Origin of the sequence: Solemya pervernicosa gill symbiont (assembly GCF_002020875.1) — a bacterium.
Taxonomy (GTDB): Bacteria; Pseudomonadota; Gammaproteobacteria.
Genome location: NZ_MPRL01000032.1, coordinates 1 through 20,560, shown reverse-complemented (window position 1 = coordinate 20,560; position 20,560 = coordinate 1). Strand labels below are relative to the sequence as shown.

Annotated in this window: 24 protein-coding genes and 1 tRNA gene; 3 read left to right on the top strand and 22 right to left on the bottom strand. The window is 52.6% G+C overall.

The features are described 5' to 3' along the window. Window positions 1-88: 88 nt before the first annotated feature. The 4 genes from BOW52_RS08905 to BOW52_RS08890 all read right to left on the bottom strand — a co-directional run bounded on the left by BOW52_RS08905 (window position 89) and on the right by BOW52_RS08890 (window position 3,549). Window positions 89-1,018: a hypothetical protein gene (locus tag BOW52_RS08905; protein ID WP_135622205.1), complete on the bottom strand. Its 930-nt coding sequence runs from the start codon at window positions 1,016-1,018 to the stop codon at window positions 89-91. A 127-nt stretch (window positions 1,019-1,145) separates the two neighbouring features. Beyond that, window positions 1,146-2,471, bottom strand: a complete 1,326-nt coding sequence (locus BOW52_RS08900) for an OmpP1/FadL family transporter (RefSeq protein ID WP_078483728.1) — start codon at window positions 2,469-2,471, stop codon at window positions 1,146-1,148. 312 nt (window positions 2,472-2,783) lie between these two features. Further along, complete coding sequence (gene dsrE2, locus BOW52_RS08895; RefSeq protein WP_078483727.1) at window positions 2,784-3,260, bottom strand: sulfur carrier protein DsrE2; 477 nt, start codon at window positions 3,258-3,260, stop codon at window positions 2,784-2,786. A 58-nt stretch (window positions 3,261-3,318) separates the two neighbouring features. After that, window positions 3,319-3,549: a sulfurtransferase TusA family protein gene (locus BOW52_RS08890; RefSeq protein ID WP_078483726.1), complete on the bottom strand. Its 231-nt coding sequence runs from the start codon at window positions 3,547-3,549 to the stop codon at window positions 3,319-3,321. 381 nt (window positions 3,550-3,930) lie between these two features. Between BOW52_RS08890 and BOW52_RS08885 the strand changes: the two genes are divergently transcribed. After that, window positions 3,931-5,397, top strand: coding sequence for a beta-barrel assembly-enhancing protease (locus BOW52_RS08885; protein WP_078483725.1), 1,467 nt, complete (start codon window positions 3,931-3,933; stop codon window positions 5,395-5,397). A gap of 183 nt (window positions 5,398-5,580) precedes the next feature. After that, window positions 5,581-6,720, top strand: a complete 1,140-nt coding sequence (locus tag BOW52_RS08880; protein WP_078483724.1) for a PilT/PilU family type 4a pilus ATPase — start codon at window positions 5,581-5,583, stop codon at window positions 6,718-6,720. Between the two features lie 292 nt (window positions 6,721-7,012). Here the strand turns inward: BOW52_RS08880 and BOW52_RS08875 are convergent. From BOW52_RS08875 to BOW52_RS08790, 18 genes are all read right to left on the bottom strand, one after another. After that, a tRNA-Lys gene (locus BOW52_RS08875) sits at window positions 7,013-7,088 on the bottom strand. Between the two features lie 60 nt (window positions 7,089-7,148). Then, the gene (locus tag BOW52_RS08870) at window positions 7,149-8,408 is read right to left on the bottom strand and encodes a YeeE/YedE family protein (RefSeq protein WP_078483723.1); all 1,260 of its coding nucleotides are present in this window, start codon (window positions 8,406-8,408) and stop codon (window positions 7,149-7,151) included. Between the two features lie 111 nt (window positions 8,409-8,519). Then, window positions 8,520-9,194: a 7-cyano-7-deazaguanine synthase QueC gene (gene queC, locus BOW52_RS08865; protein ID WP_078483722.1), complete on the bottom strand. Its 675-nt coding sequence runs from the start codon at window positions 9,192-9,194 to the stop codon at window positions 8,520-8,522. A 14-nt stretch (window positions 9,195-9,208) separates the two neighbouring features. After that, entirely contained in the window at window positions 9,209-9,868 is a 660-nt protein-coding gene (queE, locus tag BOW52_RS08860) for a 7-carboxy-7-deazaguanine synthase QueE (RefSeq protein ID WP_078483721.1), read from the bottom strand. A gap of 33 nt (window positions 9,869-9,901) precedes the next feature. Next, window positions 9,902-10,786, bottom strand: a complete 885-nt coding sequence (gene ybgF, locus BOW52_RS08855) for a tol-pal system protein YbgF (RefSeq protein WP_078483720.1) — start codon at window positions 10,784-10,786, stop codon at window positions 9,902-9,904. A 5-nt stretch (window positions 10,787-10,791) separates the two neighbouring features. Continuing rightward, entirely contained in the window at window positions 10,792-11,334 is a 543-nt protein-coding gene (gene pal, locus BOW52_RS08850; protein ID WP_078483719.1) for a peptidoglycan-associated lipoprotein Pal, read from the bottom strand. Window positions 11,335-11,389: 55 nt separating this feature from the next. Then, a complete protein-coding gene (gene tolB, locus BOW52_RS08845) occupies window positions 11,390-12,706 on the bottom strand; it encodes a Tol-Pal system beta propeller repeat protein TolB (RefSeq protein ID WP_078483718.1) in 1,317 nt (438 codons plus the stop codon). A 2-nt stretch (window positions 12,707-12,708) separates the two neighbouring features. Further along, on the bottom strand, window positions 12,709-13,644 hold the full coding sequence (gene tolA, locus BOW52_RS08840; RefSeq protein WP_078483717.1) for a cell envelope integrity protein TolA: 936 nt from the start codon (window positions 13,642-13,644) through the stop codon (window positions 12,709-12,711). Between the two features lie 10 nt (window positions 13,645-13,654). After that, entirely contained in the window at window positions 13,655-14,086 is a 432-nt protein-coding gene (tolR, locus tag BOW52_RS08835) for a protein TolR (RefSeq protein WP_078483745.1), read from the bottom strand. Between the two features lie 12 nt (window positions 14,087-14,098). Further along, complete coding sequence (gene tolQ / locus BOW52_RS08830) at window positions 14,099-14,788, bottom strand: protein TolQ (protein WP_078483716.1); 690 nt, start codon at window positions 14,786-14,788, stop codon at window positions 14,099-14,101. Then, a complete protein-coding gene (gene ybgC, locus BOW52_RS08825; protein WP_078483744.1) occupies window positions 14,778-15,182 on the bottom strand; it encodes a tol-pal system-associated acyl-CoA thioesterase in 405 nt (134 codons plus the stop codon). Before ybgC ends, tolQ begins: the two co-directional genes overlap by 11 nt. A 61-nt stretch (window positions 15,183-15,243) precedes the next feature. Next, window positions 15,244-16,284 (bottom strand): Holliday junction branch migration DNA helicase RuvB, encoded by a 1,041-nt coding sequence (ruvB, locus tag BOW52_RS08820; protein WP_078483715.1) that lies wholly within the window; start codon window positions 16,282-16,284, stop codon window positions 15,244-15,246. A 3-nt stretch (window positions 16,285-16,287) separates the two neighbouring features. Beyond that, complete coding sequence (gene ruvA, locus BOW52_RS08815) at window positions 16,288-16,893, bottom strand: Holliday junction branch migration protein RuvA (protein WP_078483714.1); 606 nt, start codon at window positions 16,891-16,893, stop codon at window positions 16,288-16,290. After that, window positions 16,890-17,408 carry a crossover junction endodeoxyribonuclease RuvC gene (gene ruvC / locus BOW52_RS08810; RefSeq protein WP_078483713.1) on the bottom strand — a complete coding sequence of 173 codons (519 nt, stop codon included), beginning with the start codon at window positions 17,406-17,408 and terminating at the stop codon, window positions 16,890-16,892. Before ruvC ends, ruvA begins: the two co-directional genes overlap by 4 nt. Window positions 17,409-17,420: 12 nt before the next feature. Further along, window positions 17,421-18,164: a YebC/PmpR family DNA-binding transcriptional regulator gene (locus BOW52_RS08805; RefSeq protein ID WP_078483712.1), complete on the bottom strand. Its 744-nt coding sequence runs from the start codon at window positions 18,162-18,164 to the stop codon at window positions 17,421-17,423. A 65-nt stretch (window positions 18,165-18,229) separates the two neighbouring features. Continuing rightward, complete coding sequence (locus tag BOW52_RS08800) at window positions 18,230-18,643, bottom strand: hypothetical protein (protein ID WP_135622203.1); 414 nt, start codon at window positions 18,641-18,643, stop codon at window positions 18,230-18,232. Next, entirely contained in the window at window positions 18,624-18,866 is a 243-nt protein-coding gene (locus BOW52_RS08795; RefSeq protein WP_135622201.1) for an esterase/lipase family protein, read from the bottom strand. The genes BOW52_RS08800 and BOW52_RS08795 overlap by 20 nt, the downstream gene beginning before the upstream one ends. Window positions 18,867-18,941: 75 nt before the next feature. Continuing rightward, on the bottom strand, window positions 18,942-19,478 hold the full coding sequence (locus tag BOW52_RS08790; protein WP_078483710.1) for an outer membrane beta-barrel protein: 537 nt from the start codon (window positions 19,476-19,478) through the stop codon (window positions 18,942-18,944). A 196-nt stretch (window positions 19,479-19,674) separates the two neighbouring features. Between BOW52_RS08790 and BOW52_RS08785 the strand changes: the two genes are divergently transcribed. Then, window positions 19,675-20,403: an alpha/beta hydrolase gene (locus tag BOW52_RS08785; RefSeq protein ID WP_135622208.1), complete on the top strand. Its 729-nt coding sequence runs from the start codon at window positions 19,675-19,677 to the stop codon at window positions 20,401-20,403. Window positions 20,404-20,560 lie beyond the last annotated feature (157 nt).

Sequence of the window (20,560 nt, the reverse complement as noted above, 5' to 3'; positions counted from 1 at the left end):
GGCGGACCCCTAATAATTAAACCCCCTTATGCTGCCATAAACAAAAAAAGCCCTGTCAAATGACAGGGCTTTTTATAGATCTCAACTTCTATTTCTTATATTTACTCGGATCACCACCACTAACTGTGGCAAAAGCAGCGCCAATCGCATTCGGTGAAGCCATGATATTCATAAAGCTCTTGTCTCCCATCATGCTGAGATCCGGGAACGCCATGGCAATACGGAAACGACCATGCAGTGCGTAGACATCACCATCTTTGACCAGAATCTCATAGGGAAGCATCGCAGTATGCTTGAGCTTACCAAAATCGATAACACCCATGATTGACTTGTCATCTGCATCGGAATTATCGGTGCCCGCCTGCAAACCAACGGCAAATAACGTCTGGCCACTGCCATCGATATCGATTCGACCAATCTTTACAACACCTGCCTTTTTGGCCGCAAGACCCGCTTCAACCGCACGTACCGCCTCTGCTTGTGAACCATAGCTTACAAGCTCGTAGGGTTCATCAAAATACTCCATACCAAAGGTGTAGTGATACTTCTTCAATTTTCTCTTCTTAAGACCGCGCTTGGAGCCAAACTCCTCTTTCTTACCCAGCAGCTTTGCCAACTGCTTATAGGTATTTTGAAGGTCATCTGACATCCGGTAGGCATATGCCATGTAGGTAGGATTGAAGAAGGCAACCTGAATCTTGCCGCCATCTTTGGTAACAGAGACACGTTGCCCAGCCGCATAGGCACCACCCTTCGCCTTTGATGCCGCTTTAATTATGGCCTTATTAGTGATGACAAAAACGTGGGCATTATCGTATGGCACATACTCACCAACCAGATCAAAACCGCCACCCTTCAGTTTGTTACGTACTTCATTGACCTTGGCAGCCATATCACCACTAGAAACAGAAGCCAGAACATAGGGTTTATAACGTGGCTTCTTTGCTGCAGTCGCTGGATTAACCAAGCCTAACGCAATTATTCCAACCACAAACAGACGAAATATTGTTTTTATCATTACCATCCTCCTCACAGATACTGCATAAATATTATTGTCATGCTTTTATGTCAGAAACACTCTAGGCATGCAAGCAAAAAAAACGGGAGCCGAAGCTCCCGTCTTTATTACAGCTTGTAGCTAGCTCTTAGAACTTCGCAGAGTACATGAACTGGAAGTTGTTCTGAGCGTGATCAATTTTGACACCACTACCAGAAGTATCGGTCTGCATCAGTGCACGAGCATATGAAACGTTGATCTCAGAGTCGTCCTCAAGCACATAACCAAGACCCAGAGTCACGTGATTCTCAGGGGTTGCAGGGAAGAGGTAGTTAAGAGTGCTGTTTGGAACAGGGTTGGTTCCCTTGTTATAACCAGCGCGCAGGGTAACTGCATCACTAACTGCAAACGAACCACCAAGAGAAACAACGGTCTGATCTTCCCAATTCATTGGCATAGCAAAATCCATTGAACCACCAGCATTTGAGAAGGTCATTTCGAAGTTCTTCATAGTTTCAGACCAGCGGATACGCTTTACATCCATTGCCAGCTGTACCTTATCACTTGGGGTAACAGAAACACCAAGAGCAAAGGTAGAAGGCCACTGGAAGTTCTTAACCGTAATATCACCGGTCATGAGAATGCCGCCGTTACCCCAGAAGTTAACACCAGCATCAAGATCGCTCATATAGGTACGGCTGTGGAAGGTTGCACCAACCGCAAGCACATCGTTGGCCTGATAGTGAATACCGAGCTTACCAGCTAAACCGTAGCCCTTAGCTGCACCGGTAAAACGACTGTCGTCTGAGAAGTCGAGCTGAGCGATATCAGTGCCGCCACCGGGGAAACCATTAGGAGCATCACAAGCAAAAGCAGTAAAAGCATCAGTTGCGCCGGTGACCATACCACCCAGCGAGCTACACGGCATAGACATTCTCAGATCCATACCAGCCCAGACCAAGTCTGCACTACCAGCGAGAGTCAGCTGATCGTTAACATTGAAGGCAACAGGCAGAATCAGACGGCCAACACCGACCTCGGAACGTACTTCTTGAGCCTCACCCATCGCAGGCCAGGTATCAGTATCGTAGTCGGTACCCATACCACCCTGTGAAAAGACACCAATACCGTAGGTCAGGTTACCTTCACGAACGGCATAGCCAAGCGCAGGCATCCAGTACATAGTCCCATCTGAGTCAGCTGCAGATGCACCAGTTGCAGTCACGTCTGGACCGAGCATACCGAGAGCGGCATCAAAACGACCGTCGCCATCTTCCATCAGGCCGAGGGTTGCAGGGTTATTCATAACCGCAGCAGTACCGTTATCGTAGGCCATTGAGGCACCACCCATACCGGTTGCGATTGGGCCGTAGCCCTCAAGGTTCATACCATTGGTGGCATTTGCAGCCATTGGCGCTGCAAATGCAGCGGTAATCGCGGTTGAGACTAGCGCGCGTTTGATGCTGAGCTTCATTATATGGATCCTCCGGGCAGGAATTTCTTTGAGTTAGTAGTTGTTAATTAGCAACATTTCTATTCGCTGCGCAACAGAATGGCAAGTTAGAAAATGAAAGTCAATACTTTTCTTTCTGTTTTCCCCTATACACAAGCAAATAGCGAGGAAGTATCAAATTCACCACAGTGGCGCATGACCGTCTCATTTTTATCAGAAACCAACCATGCATTTATCAAGGGATATTAGGCATAAAAAAACCGCGCCAGATTAACTGGGCGCGGTTTTTCGGCTTCCACGAATCCCTGCAAGGGAAGCGAGGAACTCTACAACTTAGATATACATAGAGATGTCAGCTTCACCTGCAAACTCAAAGAATGCAGCCGCACCGGCATACTCAACGCCATCAATTAGGTCATTGGTATCGAAATCAAACAGATCAACGGTCATCTGACAGGCAACAAACTTAATCTCAGACTCAACAGAGAGTTCTCGCAGCTCTTCGATGCTGGCAACACCCTTCGCCTTCATCTTCTGCTTCATCATCATGGTCATGATCGCTTCCATACCGGGAATAGCGGTACCCAGCACAGGGAACCATTTATCCATTCCCATCGGCATTGGCATACCAGGATTACCCAGCGGCGATACCTTGAGATTTACATTCTTCTCCAGCAGACGAAGACCGTAGAAGGTGAAGAAAATTTCTACATCATAACCGAGTGCTGCAGCAGTTGAACCGAGGATAAAAGGAGGGTAAGCCCAGTCAAGGGTTCCCTTAGTAGCGATAATGGCGAGTTTTTTTGACATATTTTGATGCCCCCTGAAGGTATATCGTTGTTATAGAGCCGTCGTTCCAGAGCAGCAATTATGATTTTTTGATCAAAAACACGAACTTGCCGCCTTCCTCGCCAGACTCCATCAGCTCATTACCAGTCTGCTTAGCGAATGCGTCAAAATCCTTAACTGAACCCGGGTCGGTTGCAATGATACGCAGCACCTGACCAGCACCCATACCGCCGAGTGCTTTCTTGGCACGCAGAATAGGCAGTGGGCAGTTCAGACCTGATGCATCCAACTCTTGATCGAAATTTGCCATCTCTTTATCTCCTAAAAATACAGATTCACAACTAGGTTGTGGTTTACGGTGAACAGTCAATCCGCGTACTTATGACATATATGCCAGCCAAACGCAACTTGACCCATTCCAAATATCCTGGGTATAGAATCGTTCGTGGGCGGCCCTAAGCAGGCGGGGTTTCAGCTATCCATAGCAGGACAGGTGTATCTCTATCCAGTCGCAAAACCATGCCACAACAGAGGGGTAAAAGGAAGCACTAGAGAGCGACTACTTAGTGGCAGATTCCTACTCTCAACCCTGTATAAAAGCTCAACCAATGGAATCGCATTACAAGTGAACTCTCAGGTCTCAATTGTGTCTGTTATCCTATCCTCAGTACCCGACTAGGCCTCACTCCGAATGAAATCAATCACAATCGCCCTAGCCTCACTAATTCTTCTACTCACCACCTTTTCACAATTGGCAAATGCCACTGAACTCAATCTCCCCAATATGGGTGACCCATCTGAATCGACACTGTCACCAACTCAAGCTGACAAACTAGGTAAAGCCCTCCTCCGACAACTCCGCCAGGAAAAGCGGATAGCTGAAGACCCACTTATTAATAGCTACGTATCATCACTTGGCTTTCGCTTAGCAACCAGTAGCAGCCGTCCCAGCGAACCGTTTACTTTTTTTGTTGTTGACGACGCCTCCATCAACGCCTTTGCGGCACCCGGTGGTTATATTGGAATACACACTGGCTTGATCGAAACATCATCCAATGAGAGCGAGCTCGCCGCAGTAATGGCACATGAGATCGCACACGTCACTCAGCGCCACATGGCTCGCGCGTTTGAAAATGCCGGACAGATGAAACTACCAATGGCCATCGCACTGCTTACAGCGGTACTGCTCGGTAGTCAAAGCGCTGAGCTCGGAGAAGCTGCTGTTGCTGTTGCATCAGCTGGTAGCATTCAGCAACAGATCAACTTCACCCGTTCCAACGAATCAGAAGCCGACGCAATTGGGATGGAAACACTGGCTAACGCAGGATTTGATCCGCATGGGATGGAGAGCTTTTTCAAACACCTGCAACACGAAGCACGATACTACGGTGTCGCACTGCCTGAGTATCTAAGGACACATCCCATTTCAGAGTCTCGTATTGCTGAATCTAAAAACCGCGCTGATCGTTATCCACAAAACAAATATACGGACCGTCTCTCTTTCTCATTGATTAGAGCCCGACTTAAAGCCATTAACGAGAGCGACCCACATAAAGCAACACGGTATTTCGAAAGCCAACTTCGCTCGGGACAGCACCAGAATCGCGATGCCTTCACCTATGGTCAAGCCATCGCTCTGATAAGAGACCAGAAACCAAAGAAGGCTGTTCAAATCATCGAAGAATTACTTAACAGCGACCCAGATCGACTCGAGTATCTGCTGGCACTCGCCAATGCCGAGATGGAGCAAAACAATTACGATAGATCACTTGCCATCCTCTCCGATGCAGAATCACTCTATCCCGGCAGCTATCCACTCGTTATCGATTACAGTCGCGCCCTGATTACCACTGGAAATAGTATGACTGCGGTACCGCTACTCAAGAATCAGATCAACCATCAGAATGACAAGCCGCAGCTCCACCAACTCTACGCTGAGGCCCTGGGAAAGACGGGCAAAGTGGCGGAGGCGCATGTAGCGCTGGCGCAGTACCTCTATTTGAATGAACATCTTATTAGCGCCATTGAACAGCTAAAACAGGCGAAGAAGCTCGCCGTGAATGACCACTACCTCCTCTCACGCATCGAATCAAAGCTCATCATATTTAAAGAGAGTCTTGCCGAAATGAAAAAGAGTGAAAAAAAACGGCCAAAGTAGACCCGCCGTCACCTCGATAGGTGCGCAACCACCCAGACTATGGTCGTCCTTTTATATACGCTGCCATTTGATTCAATTCACTATCTAGTCTATTGCGCGGCAACCTACCATTTCATACCATCAATGCCATACTAGGCCGACAACCTGATCCCCGTAGAAAAACACAACAAGAGAGCCGCAACGATGGAATTTGTAGACTATCTAAAACTACTCGTACACAAAGATGGTTCCGACCTCTACCTCACCACCGGTGCACCACCTGCGGCCAAGTTTGAAGGACGCCTCCAGGCTATCGACAACGTCACCATGACTCCTGATCGGCTCTGGGAGATCGCCAACTCATTGATGGATGAAGAGCAGCAACAGGAGTTTCACCACAAACCCGAGATGAACCTGGCAATCTCCGAATCAGGGGTTGGCCGATTTCGCGTCAATATCTTTATGCAACGCAACTCACCCGCGATGGTCATTCGTAACATCAAAGTTGACATCCCCAAGACTGAATCGCTTGGGCTACCTGAATCGCTTAAAACGATCATCATGGAGAAACGCGGCCTGGTACTGTTTGTCGGTGCAACAGGCTCCGGAAAATCCACATCACTCGCCGCACTGATTAATCACCGCAACGAAAACTCAGCAGGCCATATCATTACCATTGAGGATCCAATTGAGTTTGTTCATAGCCATAAGAAGTCACTGATTAATCAGCGCGAGGTCGGCGTTGATACAGACAGCTATGAAGACGCTCTTGCCAATACACTGCGACAGGCACCCGACGTCATACTAATCGGTGAGATTCGCCATCAGGAGACGATGGAACACGCCATCGCATTTGCCGAGACCGGTCACCTCTGCCTCTCTACTCTCCATGCCAATAACGCCAACCAAGCCCTTGATCGAATCATTAACTTCTTCCCAGAGGAGCGCAAGAACCAGCTACTGCTCGATCTCTCGCTCAACCTTAAGGCGTTTATCTCGCAACGTTTGATTCCAACAATAGAAGGCAAACGTTGTGCAGCTATTGAGATATTGATTGGAACACCGCTGGTCTGCGATCTGATCAAGAAGGGTGATGTGCATGGCATCAAAGAGGTGATGGAGAAGTCTGAAAACCTTGGCATGCAAACCTTCGACTCCGCACTATTCAAACACTACAAGGCTGGAACCATCAGCCTCGAAGAGGCGCTTCGCAACGCTGACTCGCCCAACAATCTCAGACTCCGCATAAACCTTAGTGAGGGTCGTGAAGATGGTTCTGATGGCGAGTCCGCACACGCGGGTCTCAGCCTGAGCCCACTACACGAAGATGACCCGCTGGATTAATAGTTACACCTCCGGGGAGTCGCTATTTTCGTCGTTCGCTCGCGCTCTCAACTACGAATAGGCAGACGGCGTCGACTATCGCGGACTAACCGCCTTCGCTTCGCTATCCATGGCGGTCAGCGATCGAAATCAGTTTGACAACAATCATCACCTGTAGAATTTGCTTAAGCGCATCTCATAGGTAGTGAATGTGTTTCTGCTAAGGAGTTATGACAAGAGAGTGCTTTTCAGCGGGAAATTTTATGAAACGAGGTGATTAGGAGCATCCATTCTCCATTACCTTTAGATAAACTGGTGGGCCGTCCGCGACTCGAACGCGGGACCAGCGGATTAAAAGTCCGATGCTCTACCAACTGAGCTAACGGCCCGAAATGAGGCGCACATGCTACCTCACTTTGAGAAAAACGCAAGCGTTATTCAGACGTGATTTATACCGCCTCGTGCTTGCGCAGCCCATTCGGGAGCAGACGTAGATCAGCCATTGCTGTGACGAGAGCTGAGAAGAAGCTACTGTCGTCATAGACCATCTTATAGAGCTGTACCTTCATCGTAATCGCGCTGCCATAGATAATCGCGACAAGCGTCATCATCGAGCCAATAGCGAGCGTTGAAACACCTGTGATTCCCTGTCCGATGGTACACCCCATCGCTAGCACACCACCGAAGCCCATCAACACCGCACCGATCAGGTGAGTAACGAAATCGCCCACACCAACAAACCACTCGACACGTAGGCTCTTGCTAACCAGTGACCAGACAAAGGAGCCAACGATAACGCCAAACAATGCCATCACACCAAAGGTCAGCAGTGAAGCGCTAAACGCGCCTTTCACCAGACCGAAGCTTTGCCCCATCGGATTAATAAAGGTAAATGATTGCGGACTGAGTGGAGCTGCAGCTGCTGGTTTTCCTTCATCCGATTCCGCCAGGAAATCCCACTCTGCATAGTAACTACTCAGGTTATAGGCCGATCCATCAAGATCGAGCTGAACCATGCTACTGACATACCAGCCGGCCAGCACTGCCATACCGACAACTACACCACCCAGAATATTGTCGAAGCCGCCTCGAAACTCTGATGATTTAAAGACGAAGAAGAGCAACAGCGCGGCAACGCCCAGACCAAGCCAGAGTCGTGCAGATGCTGAGTTCTCACCGGCTACCAGTGAGCCGAGGTCCTGACCAGCACCCAGATTTACCGCCATCGGGTTGGTCCATTCATAGAAGAAGAGAGAGTAGAGGGTGTTGTCACTGCCTGGGAAAGGGTTGGTCATGTAATAGGCGATCACGCCAATCACCGCCAGAACGACTATCGATTTCAGGTTACCACCGCCGATACGAATCAGTGTTTTGTTACCGCATCCCGAAGCGAGCGTCATACCGACACCGAAGGTCAGTCCACCCAATAGATGCTCAATCCAGGCAAGAGAGCCGTTGCGGTAAGGAGGAAAAGCCTCGTCGGGGCGAACCATACCCTGCGATTCCAGCACAGTCATACCGATCAATGCGACCGCAATCGCGAGGATCCAGGCGCGCATTCTGCCCCAGTCACCCATATTGACCATATCGGAAACCGCACCCATGGTGCAAAAATTGGTCTTATTGACCACAGCCCCCATCACGACAGCGATGGCAAAGGTCAGCCAGAGCATGATCGACAGACCACTATTAAAAGAATCAAACACCATACCGGCACATCCTCCGTATCGATTTTCCTAACATCTACAAACTTTCGACACCTTGATCGGGGTCACTAGCCGAACAAGACTAACGGATAGTACCCGACTGTTCCATCCGGGTTATCCCCGATAGTGAGTCGGATCCTCGATTCCGGCCTCGGCAAAGCCAACCGCCCGCAGTCGACAGGAATCACATTTACCACAGGCGCGCCCGCTACTATCAGCCGAGTAGCAGGAGACGGTTTGGCTATAATCCACACCGAGCCTTATACCCTCGCGGATAATATCAGCCTTTGAGAGGTCGATCAGTGGTGCCTGCACTCGAAACTGCTCCCCCTCCACCCCAGCCTTGGTTGCAAGAACCGCAAGTCTTTCAAAAGCTTTGATAAATTCTGGCCGACAGTCTGGATAACCCGAGTAGTCGACGGCATTCACGCCGATAAAGATATCGTGCGCCCCGACCACCTCGGCCCAACCGAGCGCAAAGGAGAGAAAAACGGTATTTCTTGCCGGTACATAGGTAACGGGTATGCCCTCTGTGGGTGATTCAGGCACATCAATTGAGCTATCGGTGAGCGCTGAACCACCAATAGCACCCATATCGATACGTATTACTCGGTGCTCCACCGCGCCAAAAAGAGTGGCTACTCGTCGCGCCGACTCCAGCTCCACCTCATGGCGTTGACCATAATCGAAGCTGAGTGCATAACACTCATAGCCAAGCTCTCGAGCAATCGCCAGCACCGTAACCGAATCGAGACCGCCTGAAACCAGCACAATCGCCCGCCTAGTCATCTACGACCCCCATCTCAACGCCCCTGCGTCTCTCGCCACAACAGTTTATGCAACTGCAGCTGAAACCTGACATGCAACCGATCTTCCAAAATCCACTCCGCCAGTTCGGTCGGATCCTGTGCTTCATGTATGGGTGAAAACAGAATCTCGCAACGTTCCGAGAGTTTATGTTCCGCAATAATCGACCGTGACCACTCATAATCTTCACGACTACAGATGACGAACTTGAGCTGATCACGCGCCGTAAGGTATTGCAGATTTTCAAGCAGATTGCGTGATGACTCGCCTGAATCGGGTGTTTTAACATCGACCACTCGTACCACTCGCTCATCGACAGTGGAGATATCGAGTGCACCACTGGTCTCAAGTGAGGTCTCATAACCAAGGTCACAGAGCTCAGTAAGAAGTTTAAGACACCCCTTCTGCGCCAGTGGCTCACCACCCGTCACACAGACATGATGTGCACCGAATTGGGCCACCTGCTCAAGGATCGATTCAATGGCGATCGACTCACCGCCAGTAAAGGCGTACTCAGTATCACAGTAGTTACAGCGGAGTGGACACCCCGTCAGACGGATAAAAACGGTTGGCCATCCAACCGATCGAGATTCACCCTGAAGTGAGTAGAATATCTCACTGATGCGCAGCTGTTGCGCGCGCTCATTGCTACTCATAGTCGACCAACCAACTGCTACAGGCGCGACAACTCAGCGCCCTTCACGGAGCATCTGCTGCAGACGTTTGTCAGCCAAGCGTGCGGAACGACTACCAGGGTAGCGACTCTTGACCGAATCAAGCACACGTCGAGCTTCGTCGTACTCCTTCAGCTCGTAGCGGATATAACCGATCTTCAGTGTTGCATCGGCCACCTTGGCGCTGGATGGGAACTCACTCTGCACCTTGCTGAACTCCGCTAATGCAGGGGTAAAGTCACGCATCACGTAGTATGCCTCACCCATCCAGTAGCGTGCGTTATCGGCATAGTTACCACGAGGAAATGCATTCAACTGACTGGTAAAGGCACCAATCGCCTGTCGATAGTTACCCTCTTTGAGTAGACCAAAGGCGCGCTGATAGGCGATCTGCTCACCCTGACTCGGCACCGTCGCCTGTGGCTGCAGTGCCATTGAGGGATTCGTGCTCAACGCCGGCTGAGGTGTAGTCATAGGCAACGCTGGAGCCATCGGTTGCGCAACCGAAGGTGATGCCGGTTGTGTCAGCGAAGGTCCAATCATTGGCATGCCCGGACGTGCTACTGGTGGGGTCGGCAGCGTTGGTGCAACTGCCGTCGGTCTGGCCTGAAGCCGACGATCAATATCAAGATAGAGTTCCTGTTGACGCTTCTTGAGTCGCTCGAGCTCAAAATTCTGCTGCTCAAGATCACCACGTAGCTGCTGTACTTCACTCTGCAATTGCTGGAGCGAACTACGCATATTCAATAACGCGCTACTCTCCAACACACGTTCAAGGCGCTGCATACGCACCTCAAGACCGTTGTTGGTGACCGGCTCAACCGGAGCAGCAATCGCAGATTGTGAGAACGCCGCTGCCAGCAGCAGCGCGTAAACAGGCTTTCTATCTAATATCGACATATCGCTTAGTTGGAGTAGACCAGTACCACGCGACGATTCAGGCGCCACGACTCTTCGCTATGACCAAAGCCCTCAGGGCGTTCTTCACCGTAGCTGACGGTGTTGATCTGGTGGCCAGGCGCGCCCTGCAGGGTCAAGACCTCACGAACGCCCTGTGCGCGACGATCACCCAGACCGATGTTGTACTCACGGGTACCACGCTCATCGGCATGCCCCTCGAGGGTCAGGGTCAGTTCAGGATGCTCCAGCAGGTAGGCGGCATGTGCGCCCAGCATGGCGTTGTTCTCTTCCATCACTGCACTGCTATCGAAATCGAAGTAGATCACCCAGCGGTTCAGTGGATCACCACTCTGATCATTGAGCATGCGACCATCAAAGTAGTCACCACCCATCGCGCCACTAGTTGAAGCGCCATCGGCACCCTCACCACCGGTCGTTGTGCTGTGATCATCGACAGCCACATCACCCTGCTCACCGCCACCCATACCGCTACACGCAGTCAGTGTCAGGATAGAGACAAACAGCACCACACTCTTGAAGATCTTCATTCAGCCACCCCTTCCTCATCAATTACTTTTAAGTTGTTGGATTCTTCTCACACCGCTAACGCATCGGCTTCGGTGACCACGCAGGTTCGCGAACATCACCCTCACTCAGTGCCAGCCGCTGCTGTACACGCCCATCCACGGAGACCGCAGAGAGCACCGCCTTATAACGCTCCGTTGCGGCATAGATCACCATGCTGCCATTAGGCGCAATACTCGGTGACTCGTCCAGGCTGCCGTCGGTGAGGATTCTAATCTCACCACTATCCATCTCCATCACTGCAATCCGGAAACGACTATCACCTGAAACCTGATGCACAAAAGCAAGCCGTCGCCCATCCGGGGAGAAGCTTGCTCTGGCGTTATATTTGCCCTCAAAGGTCAGTCGCTGCGCCTTACCACCCCGCGCCGCCACCTTGTAGAGCTGGGGTCTTCCGCCCCTGTCGGAGGTAAAGACTACCATACGCCCGTCAGGAGACCATACCGGTTCTGTGTCAATCGCATTGTGGTTGGTCAGTCGACGTAGCTTACGACTCCCCAGTTCAACCACATAGATCTCAGGATTGCCATCCTTTGAAAGGGTCAGCGCCATCCGTTTACCATCAGGCGAGAACGACGGTGCGCCATTAATACCGGCATAGGATGCGATCAGATCGCGCTTGCCACTACGGATGTTCTGCATATAGATAGACGCCTTGCCCTTCTCAAAGGTGACATAGGCAAGACGCGTTGCATCGGGCGACCAGGCGGGTGACATCAACGGCTGCGAAGAGCGCAGCACCACCTGTGGATTAAAACCATCAGCATCGGCCACCTGTAGTACAAAGGTCGGCTTCTCGTTGCTGCCGAGGCGACTGATATAGGCGATATGGGTCGAGAATGCACCCGGATGACCGATCAGCTTCTCATAGATAAGATCACTGATGTGGTGGGCGACACGGCGAATATTGGTACGCGAGACCTGAAAGCTGTATCCCGCCAGCTGCTTCTCCTGGGTCACATCGAAGAGCTGAAAGCGCAGCTCAAACTTACCGCCGCCCTTGGGGGTCATGCGACCGACCACAATGTTGTCTGCCCCCAGCAGACGCCAATCAGCAAAGCGGACTCCAGTACCATCGGTCGGACGAGAGAGCAGATCTTTCTCAGCTAGCGGTTTAAAGAGTCCACTGCGTCTGAGATCCGCCGCGACAATACGGCCGACATTCTGCGAAGGATCGATACCGTTCACACCCTGCATACCAAATGGAATCACCGCGATAGGTAATGCACCTTCGGCACCCTTGGTGATTTCGATGGTCAGACCCTCAGCCTGTAGGGCAGTAGATCCAAGCCAGACCATCAAGGCTAGCAGGCCTCTAATAAAGATTTTGTTCAAACTTACTCCTCCGGTTTGAAGATGAAGGTTATCACACGCATTCGGTCAAAAATCGCCGGATCGGATGGAACCGGCAGGGGGGATGCCTTGCGCACGGCGTTCTCTACCGAGCGATCAAAAATAGCGCTGCCACAGCTCCGTTCAATCTGCACCGAGACCACCTCGCCACCCGGGATCATCTGCACCCGCACCGAACATTGCAGACCCGCTCGCCAGCCACCCGGTTTCAACCAGTAGCTCTGCACACGCTGTGCGATGCGAATTTTGTAACTGGTAATCGCCTTCTGAGCCGCCCGTGCAGCGGCTACCTGTCGGGCGGCCTCCGCTTCGCGCTGCTCCGCCTCTAGCGCCTCGCGCATTTCACGCTCACGCTCCTCGCGAGCCGCCTTTTCAATGCGTTGGCGCTCCTGCTCAGCAACTCTCTGCTTCTCAACTTCCGCAGCCTTACGCTGCTTCTCCGCCTCGGCCTCTTTGCGCTTCACTTCCGCTTCAGCCTTCTTTTTGGCCTCAAGCTTACGTTTTTTCTCTACTTCCACCTTGCGTTTGGCATCGGCTTTCTTCTTCAGCTCGGCCTTTCGTTTGGCATCAGCCTTTTTCTTCGCGTCCGCCTTACGTTTGGCATCCGCTTTTTTCTTTGCCACTGCTTTACGTTTCGCGTCGAGTTTGCGTTTTTTCTCTGCCTCGACCTTGCGCTTGGCATCCAGCTTGCGCTTCTTCTCCGCCTCAGCCTTTTTTCGGATCACATCGTCACGCCGTTTTAGCTCGGCCTGCACCTTCGTCTCATCGACAAACTGCGCCTGGATGATATCGACCTTGGGCTGCTCGATCGGTTTTTCGCTCGACCAGTCCATTCCCATCACCAGCATCGCCGCCAGCCCGACGTGGATCGTCAGCGAGTAGAAGAGGGAAAGAAAGCGATTGCCGCCTCGTGATGCCATCGGCGTTCCGCTACTTATCCTGTCCGCGTGGATCGGCCATCAGCCCCACACTTGGCGCGCCCGCCTCTTGCAACAGCGCCATCACCTCAACCACACGACCGTAATCGACGCTATTATCACCGCGAACCATGACAGGCGTTTTAGGCTGTAGCTTGAGTACCTTTGCTACCTGTGCCTTGAGGATTTCTGGTTCTATAGGCTTCTCAACCTTGTTGCCGACATTAAGGAAATAGCGCCCTTCAACATCAACACTCACCACTAGCGGCTCACGATCTTCTGCCTTCAGCGGCTCAGCATCGGCCTGCGGCAGATCAACGGTAACGCCCTGGGTCAGCAGCGGTGCGGTGATCATAAAGATCACCAGCAGCACCAACATTACGTCGATATAGGGAACGACGTTGATCTCGGCAATTGGGCGGCGACGCTTACGTCCCTTCTGCACGGCAGCCACGGATTAAACCGTCCCTGATTGCACGTGTGCCTGACGATGCAGAATGGTCGAGAACTCCTCAAGGAAGTTGTCGTACTGCCCCTCAAGGCGTTCAACATCGTGCGAGTAGCGGTTGTAGGCGAGCACGGCGGGGATCGCGGCAAATAGGCCCATCGCGGTGGCGATTAGCGCCTCGGCGATACCGGGCGCTACCATCGCCAACGTCGCCTGCTGCACATTACCCAAACCGCGGAAGGCATTCATGATGCCCCACACGGTACCGAACAGACCGACATAGGGGCTGGTCGAACCGACCGTGGCGAGGAAGGGAAGATTTGACTCAACCTCATCGACCTCACGGGTCAGAGCCACCCGCATCGCGCGCTGCGCACCTTCAACTACTGCATCAGGGTCGATACCCGGCTTCTTGCTCAGCCGTGCATATTCACTAAAACCCGCCTCGAAGATACGCTCCATCCCCTCGGGATCGTGATGGCGCATTGAGATCTGTTTGTAGAGCTGGCTCAGGTCACCGCCCGACCAGAAGCGCTCTTCAAAATCATCGGCATCGCGTCGTGCCTGCTTCAGCGCACTCCATTTGCGGAAGATCATATTCCACGATGCAATCGAGACCACCAGTAGAAGCAGCATCACAGCCTGTACAAGTGGACTCGCTCCCAGAATCAGGTGGGTAAAAGAGAGATCAACGTTCATCCTGCATCTCCATTAACATTATTTTTGGTATTGGACAGGGGCGCATCGTATCGGCCTTCAAACAGGCGATTTTAATCTCTCCCTTACAGAGCACCACGCCATCACGACTGACGATCTGCTCAAAGCTAAAACTTGCCTTACCCTGCTCGATGATCTCAGCCGAGACATCGAGTGCATCATTAAAATGAGCTGGCTTGAGGTAGTCAGCATTGACAGAGCGAACGGCAAAGATGATCCCCTGCTCCTCAATCAGCCGATCCTGTTCAAAACCGAGACTGCGCAGCCACTCGGTGCGCGCCCGCTCCATAAATTTGAGGTAGTTTGCGTAGTAGACCACGCCACCGCTGTCGGTATCTTCGTAATAGATCCGCACCGGCCAGTGAAAGGTGCTCACGCGGCTGCTCCCCCATTCTTCAAACAGCTGCTTTTTTGTGACTTCACCACAACCATTTCGTTCACTCACCAAACAGATTTGAATCAAGACTCGCTGCAACGTGACTCGGCAGCTTGAGACCAAAGTGGCGATAGGCGTTCTCTGTTGCCACACGACCGCGCGGGGTGCGCATCATAAAGCCCTGCTGGATCAGGAAGGGTTCCAACACATCCTCGATGGTGCCACGCTCCTCGCCAATCGCCGCCGCCAGGTTATCGACACCGACCGGACCACCACCGAACTTTTCAATCATGGTCTGCAGCAGACGACGATCCATCTGATCAAAACCGTTACCATCGACACCGAGCATCTCCATCGCACTGGAGGCGACCTCAGCATTGATAAGGCCGTTTGCCTTCACCTGTGCATAGTCACGTACCCGACGCAGCAGACGGTTGGCGATACGCGGTGTGCCACGAGAGCGGCGTGCGATTTCACCAGCCCCCCCCTGATCAATATCGACCGAGAGGATATCGGCCGAACGTGTAACGATATGAGTCAGGTCTTTTACGTTGTAGAACTCGAGTCGCAGCACGATACCAAAACGATCACGCAACGGAGAGGTCAGCAGTCCGGCGCGAGTGGTTGCACCGACCAGGGTGAAGGGTGGCAGATCGAGTTTGATTGAGCGTGCCGCTGGGCCTTCACCAATCATGATATCGAGCTGGTAATCCTCCATCGCCGGATAGAGCACCTCTTCGACCACCGGACTGAGGCGATGGATCTCATCGACAAACAGCACATCGTGCGGTTCAAGGTTGGTCAACAGCGCGGCGAGATCACCAGGACGTTCCAGTACTGGGCCGGAGGTGTGACGCATGTTCACACCCATCTCGTTGGCAATGATATGTGAGAGTGTTGTCTTGCCCAGCCCAGGCGGGCCGAAGATCAGTGTGTGATCGAGTGCGTCGTTGCGGTGGCGTGCCGCATTAATAAAGATATCGAGCTGTTCGCAGGCGGCGGGCTGTCCGACATAGTCGGCGAGCATCTTGGGGCGAATAGCACGCTCCAGCGCCTCCTCATCCGACTGACCGGCTGCAGTAATAAGACGATCTTCGTCCACGCCCTAACCCTTCACTGCCGACTGCAGCGCCATGCGTATCAACTCTTCGCTACTCGCATCTTCACTGGCAACCGCACGTACCATTTTGCTCGCCTCGTTCGGTTTGTAACCGAGTGCGATCAGTGCACTAACAGCATCCTCGACTGGATTCTCGACCACCTCTTTGTCCGCAGCGCCAGCACCCGGAAGCGAGACTGCCGCCTCGACATCACCCAGCTTGTCACGCATCTCAACGATCAGCCGCTCGGCGGTCTTTTTACCGATACCGGGCAGTCGGGTCAGTGCCGTGACACTATCCTCCTGCACACAGCGGGCAAACTCCTCGGCGCTCATGCCGGAGAGAATTGCCAGCGCCAGTTTGGCACCGACACCGTTAACCTTGATCAGTGCGCGGAACATCGAACGCTCACTCTCGCTGCCAAAACCGAACAGGATATGGGCATCATCACGCACCACCAGGTGGGTGTGCAGGGTAACGGTGGCGTTGAGTTCGGGGAGGTTGTAGAAGGTCGACATCGGCGCTTCAACTTCATAACCGACACCATTCACATCGAGCAGTAGCTGGGGCGGTTGTTTGACCAGCAGGGCACCGCGCAGACGACCAATCATCGCCATCTCCCACCACGACGACTGCGGGCCGTCGGGATATTGAGCATCGTCTTGCTGGTGTGGCCATGACAGAGGGCGATTGCCAAGGCATCGGCCTGATCGGCCTGTAGCTTCTCAGCGATACTGAGGATCTGCGCCACCATATGTTGAACCTGTGCCTTGTCGGCGCGACCGGTTCCGACCACCGCCTGTTTGATCTGGGTTGGGCTGTATTCACTAACGGTGAGGTCGTGGGTCACACCGGCACAGATCGCTGCACCACGTGCCTGACCGAGTTTGAGAGCGGAGTCGGCATTACGGGCCATGAAGACCTTCTCGATCGCCATCTCATCGGGGGAGAACTCTGCCAGCACCTCACTCACTCCATCGAAAATCTGTTTCAGCCGCTCCGGCAGTGAATCACCCTTGATCTTCAGGTGGCCACTGGCGATATGGCGACTCTTCATCCCCTCGGTCTCGATGATACCGAATCCGGTGATTCTGGAGCCGGGATCGATACCGAGGATACGAGTCATAACGGACACAACCTAAAGCTGCGCCATCACCTCATCGGAGAAGTCAGCGTTGGAGTAGACATTCTGTACATCGTCGAGATCCTCCAGCGTATCAACCAGTCGCATCACCTTCTCTGCATCCTCTAGCCCCAGATCAACACCGGTTGAAGGGTTCATGGTGATATCGGCCACCTCGGGCTCGAAACCGGCGGCAACCATCGCATCCTTAACATTGGTGAACTCCTCCCAGGCGGTGGTCACCTCGATGGTGCCGTCATCGTTGGTCACCACATCCTCAGCACCCGCCTCCAGTGCGGCCTCCATGATGGCGTCCTCATCGGAACCAGCCGGGTAGCTCATCATGCCGATCTTGGTAAAGAGATAGGCAACTGAACCGTCGGTGCCAAGGTTACCACCCGCCTTGGTAAAGGCGTGACGGACCTCAGAGACGGTACGGTTACGGTTATCGGTCAGGCAGTCGACCATTACCGCTACACCCGATGGGCCGTAGCCCTCGTAGCGGATCTCATCATAGTTATCGCCATCGACATCACCGGAACCACGCTTAACTGCGTTCTCGATGGTGTCTTTCTTCATGTTGCCAGCGAGGCCTTTATCGATGGCCGCGCGCAGACGAGGGTTGGAATCGGGATCACCACCACCCATCTTGGCAGCTACCACGATCTCTCGAATCAGTTTGGTGAAGAGCTTGCCGCGTTTGGCATCCTGCGCGCCCTTACGGTGCTGAATATTGGCCCATTTACTATGTCCCGCCATGAAACCCTCTCTGTAACTCTCTATATCCGGTAAAAAATTCGCGCCAGTGTACCATTTTGCGCCCGCTATGGCGTATCTGAATCATGGAAAAAGTCTCCATTTTTCAGGAAGTGACAACACTGCGCTGCAGCCTCAGCTGAACCGAGCAGTCCCATATGTGTGGTGACCAGAACTAGATGATCACTCATCCCCTCCAGTCGCGTCTCCACAACCGCCACTGTACCGTCGTTCGGCTTTGCCAGACCCGGCACCAGCAGGCCAACACCCACCGACCGAGAACCGGCGATCACTCCCAGCTCACGATCTAGCGACCAACCGTGATCCTGCTCGGTCAACACACCCCGACTATGTCCCAGTAACACCCGTCCAACGAGGTTGTTGTCAAAACGCCTTGCGACATAGCTCCCCTGATGCGGCGTACCCAGTGTCACTACACGCCCCGGCGGCAAATCTGGATAGTCATTCAGTAGCTGGCGCACCAACAGCCCCCCCAGACTGTGGCAGACTAAAGTGGATTCGTTCTCCCTCTTGTCTCTGCACAAAACGTCTTAATTGCTCAAGACGATCACACGGTGTGCTACGCAACGTGGCATAACTAAACTGTGCTACTCGATAACCACAACGATGCAGCCTCAATCGCAACAGGCTCATCTCCGCTCCACGCATCAGTAGACCGTGAACCAGTACAATCGTCTCTCTCATCCTCTTCCCTTGATAACCAGGCATAAAAAAGCCGCACAGAGTGCGGCTTTTCAATTCAATAGTGGTTAATGCAGCTTAAAAACGGTTAACAAAACCGATGTTCCACGATTTCAGACCGTAATTGCCCTGATCGACATACTGCACAAACTCGGCAGTGAGCGCAGTGGTCTCATTTCCGTAGAGTTCGATACCACCACCGTAGGAGACACCGCCCTGCAGGTCTGTCTCACTTGATGTACCGTCATCAACACTGGTGTGCATCAACGAGACGCCACCCAGCACGTAGAGACGCAAACGGTCATCCATCAGCGGCAGATTGCCGCGCATAAAGACGCCACCCAGCGCATTGACCTGATAGTCTCCATCGTCGGTCGACACCTCGGGGGTACGCAACACCTGCGCCTCAAGGCCAAAATTATCGGAGTAGTTATGACCCAACTTGGCCAGATAGCCCGCTGAGCCACCATTACTGATCTTGGTGCCGGTACTGTCGGCGGTATATTGATAGTCGGCCATCCAGCTAAGTCCAACGTAGTTATTACCGTCCTCAGCACTTGCCTGACCAACCAGCAGTGCAGCAAAACCACCTATCAAGAAATGTCTCAGCTTCATCTTATCCCCCCGCAGCTCTGCGTCCTTTTTAGTTTTAATTCAGATCATTAACCCTGATAACTCGACTGAGCATAGCATAGGATTCCGTGCTTCGTTATCGATAGAAATCAGGTTTACAAATTAACCTCACAGTTTCAGGTTGTCATCGAATGAGCGCCCAGTATGATGCGGGTGCAACAGAGATCACTACTTGAATATGACAGACGACATCGACTTCTCCGAACACCAAACACGCCACCTCCATGACAACAAGGAGGATGGTCTCTGTGTGGGTGAAGAACTGCTAATCCCGGGACCTTCTGGTCAACTTGAGCTCCTCACCTCATACCCAGAGTGTTATAACGACAGCCATCCGATCGTGGTGATCTGCCACCCCCACCCACTCTATGGCGGTAGCCTGCAAAACAAGGTGGTGCATACCTTGGCCAAGACCTTCAACGATCTGGGTCTGCTCAGCATCACCTTCAACTTCTGTGGCGTCGAGAAGAGTAACGGTCAATTCGATCATGGCATAGGAGAGACTGACGACCTTCTCGCTGTAGTTAAACTATTCCAACAACGACATCCCGGCGCCCCCATCTGGTTGGCAGGTTTCTCCTTTGGTGCCTACGTGGCACTACGCGGTCATGTTGATGCTGCTGCAGAGCGCCTGCTGCTGGTTGCGCCGCCGGTGAAGATGTTCGATTTTGAGGAGACTCCCAATGTCGAGATTCCCTGGACGGTCATTCAGGGAGGAAGAGATGAAGTCACCCCACCCGAAGCCGTTGCAGAGTGGGTCGAGTCTCAACCCAACCGCCCCGATTTCAGATGGCTCACCACCGCCGATCACTTTTTCCACGGGCAACTCAATCGCATTCGGCAGAGCCTGATCGACCAGTGGGGTAGCATGAAAGCATCTCCTAATGCTGAACACGATGCCGCGTAACAATATCGACTTTGCATTAGCAACCCAATCTAGCTAGATTCGCCACAAATAAAATAAGGACCCCGGGGAGTCGCTATTTTTGCGGAAGCTTGTTTTGGGCATCCAAGCCCAAGCAAGCGGCAAATACTTAACGCGACCGTTTATGCCTACGGCGCCC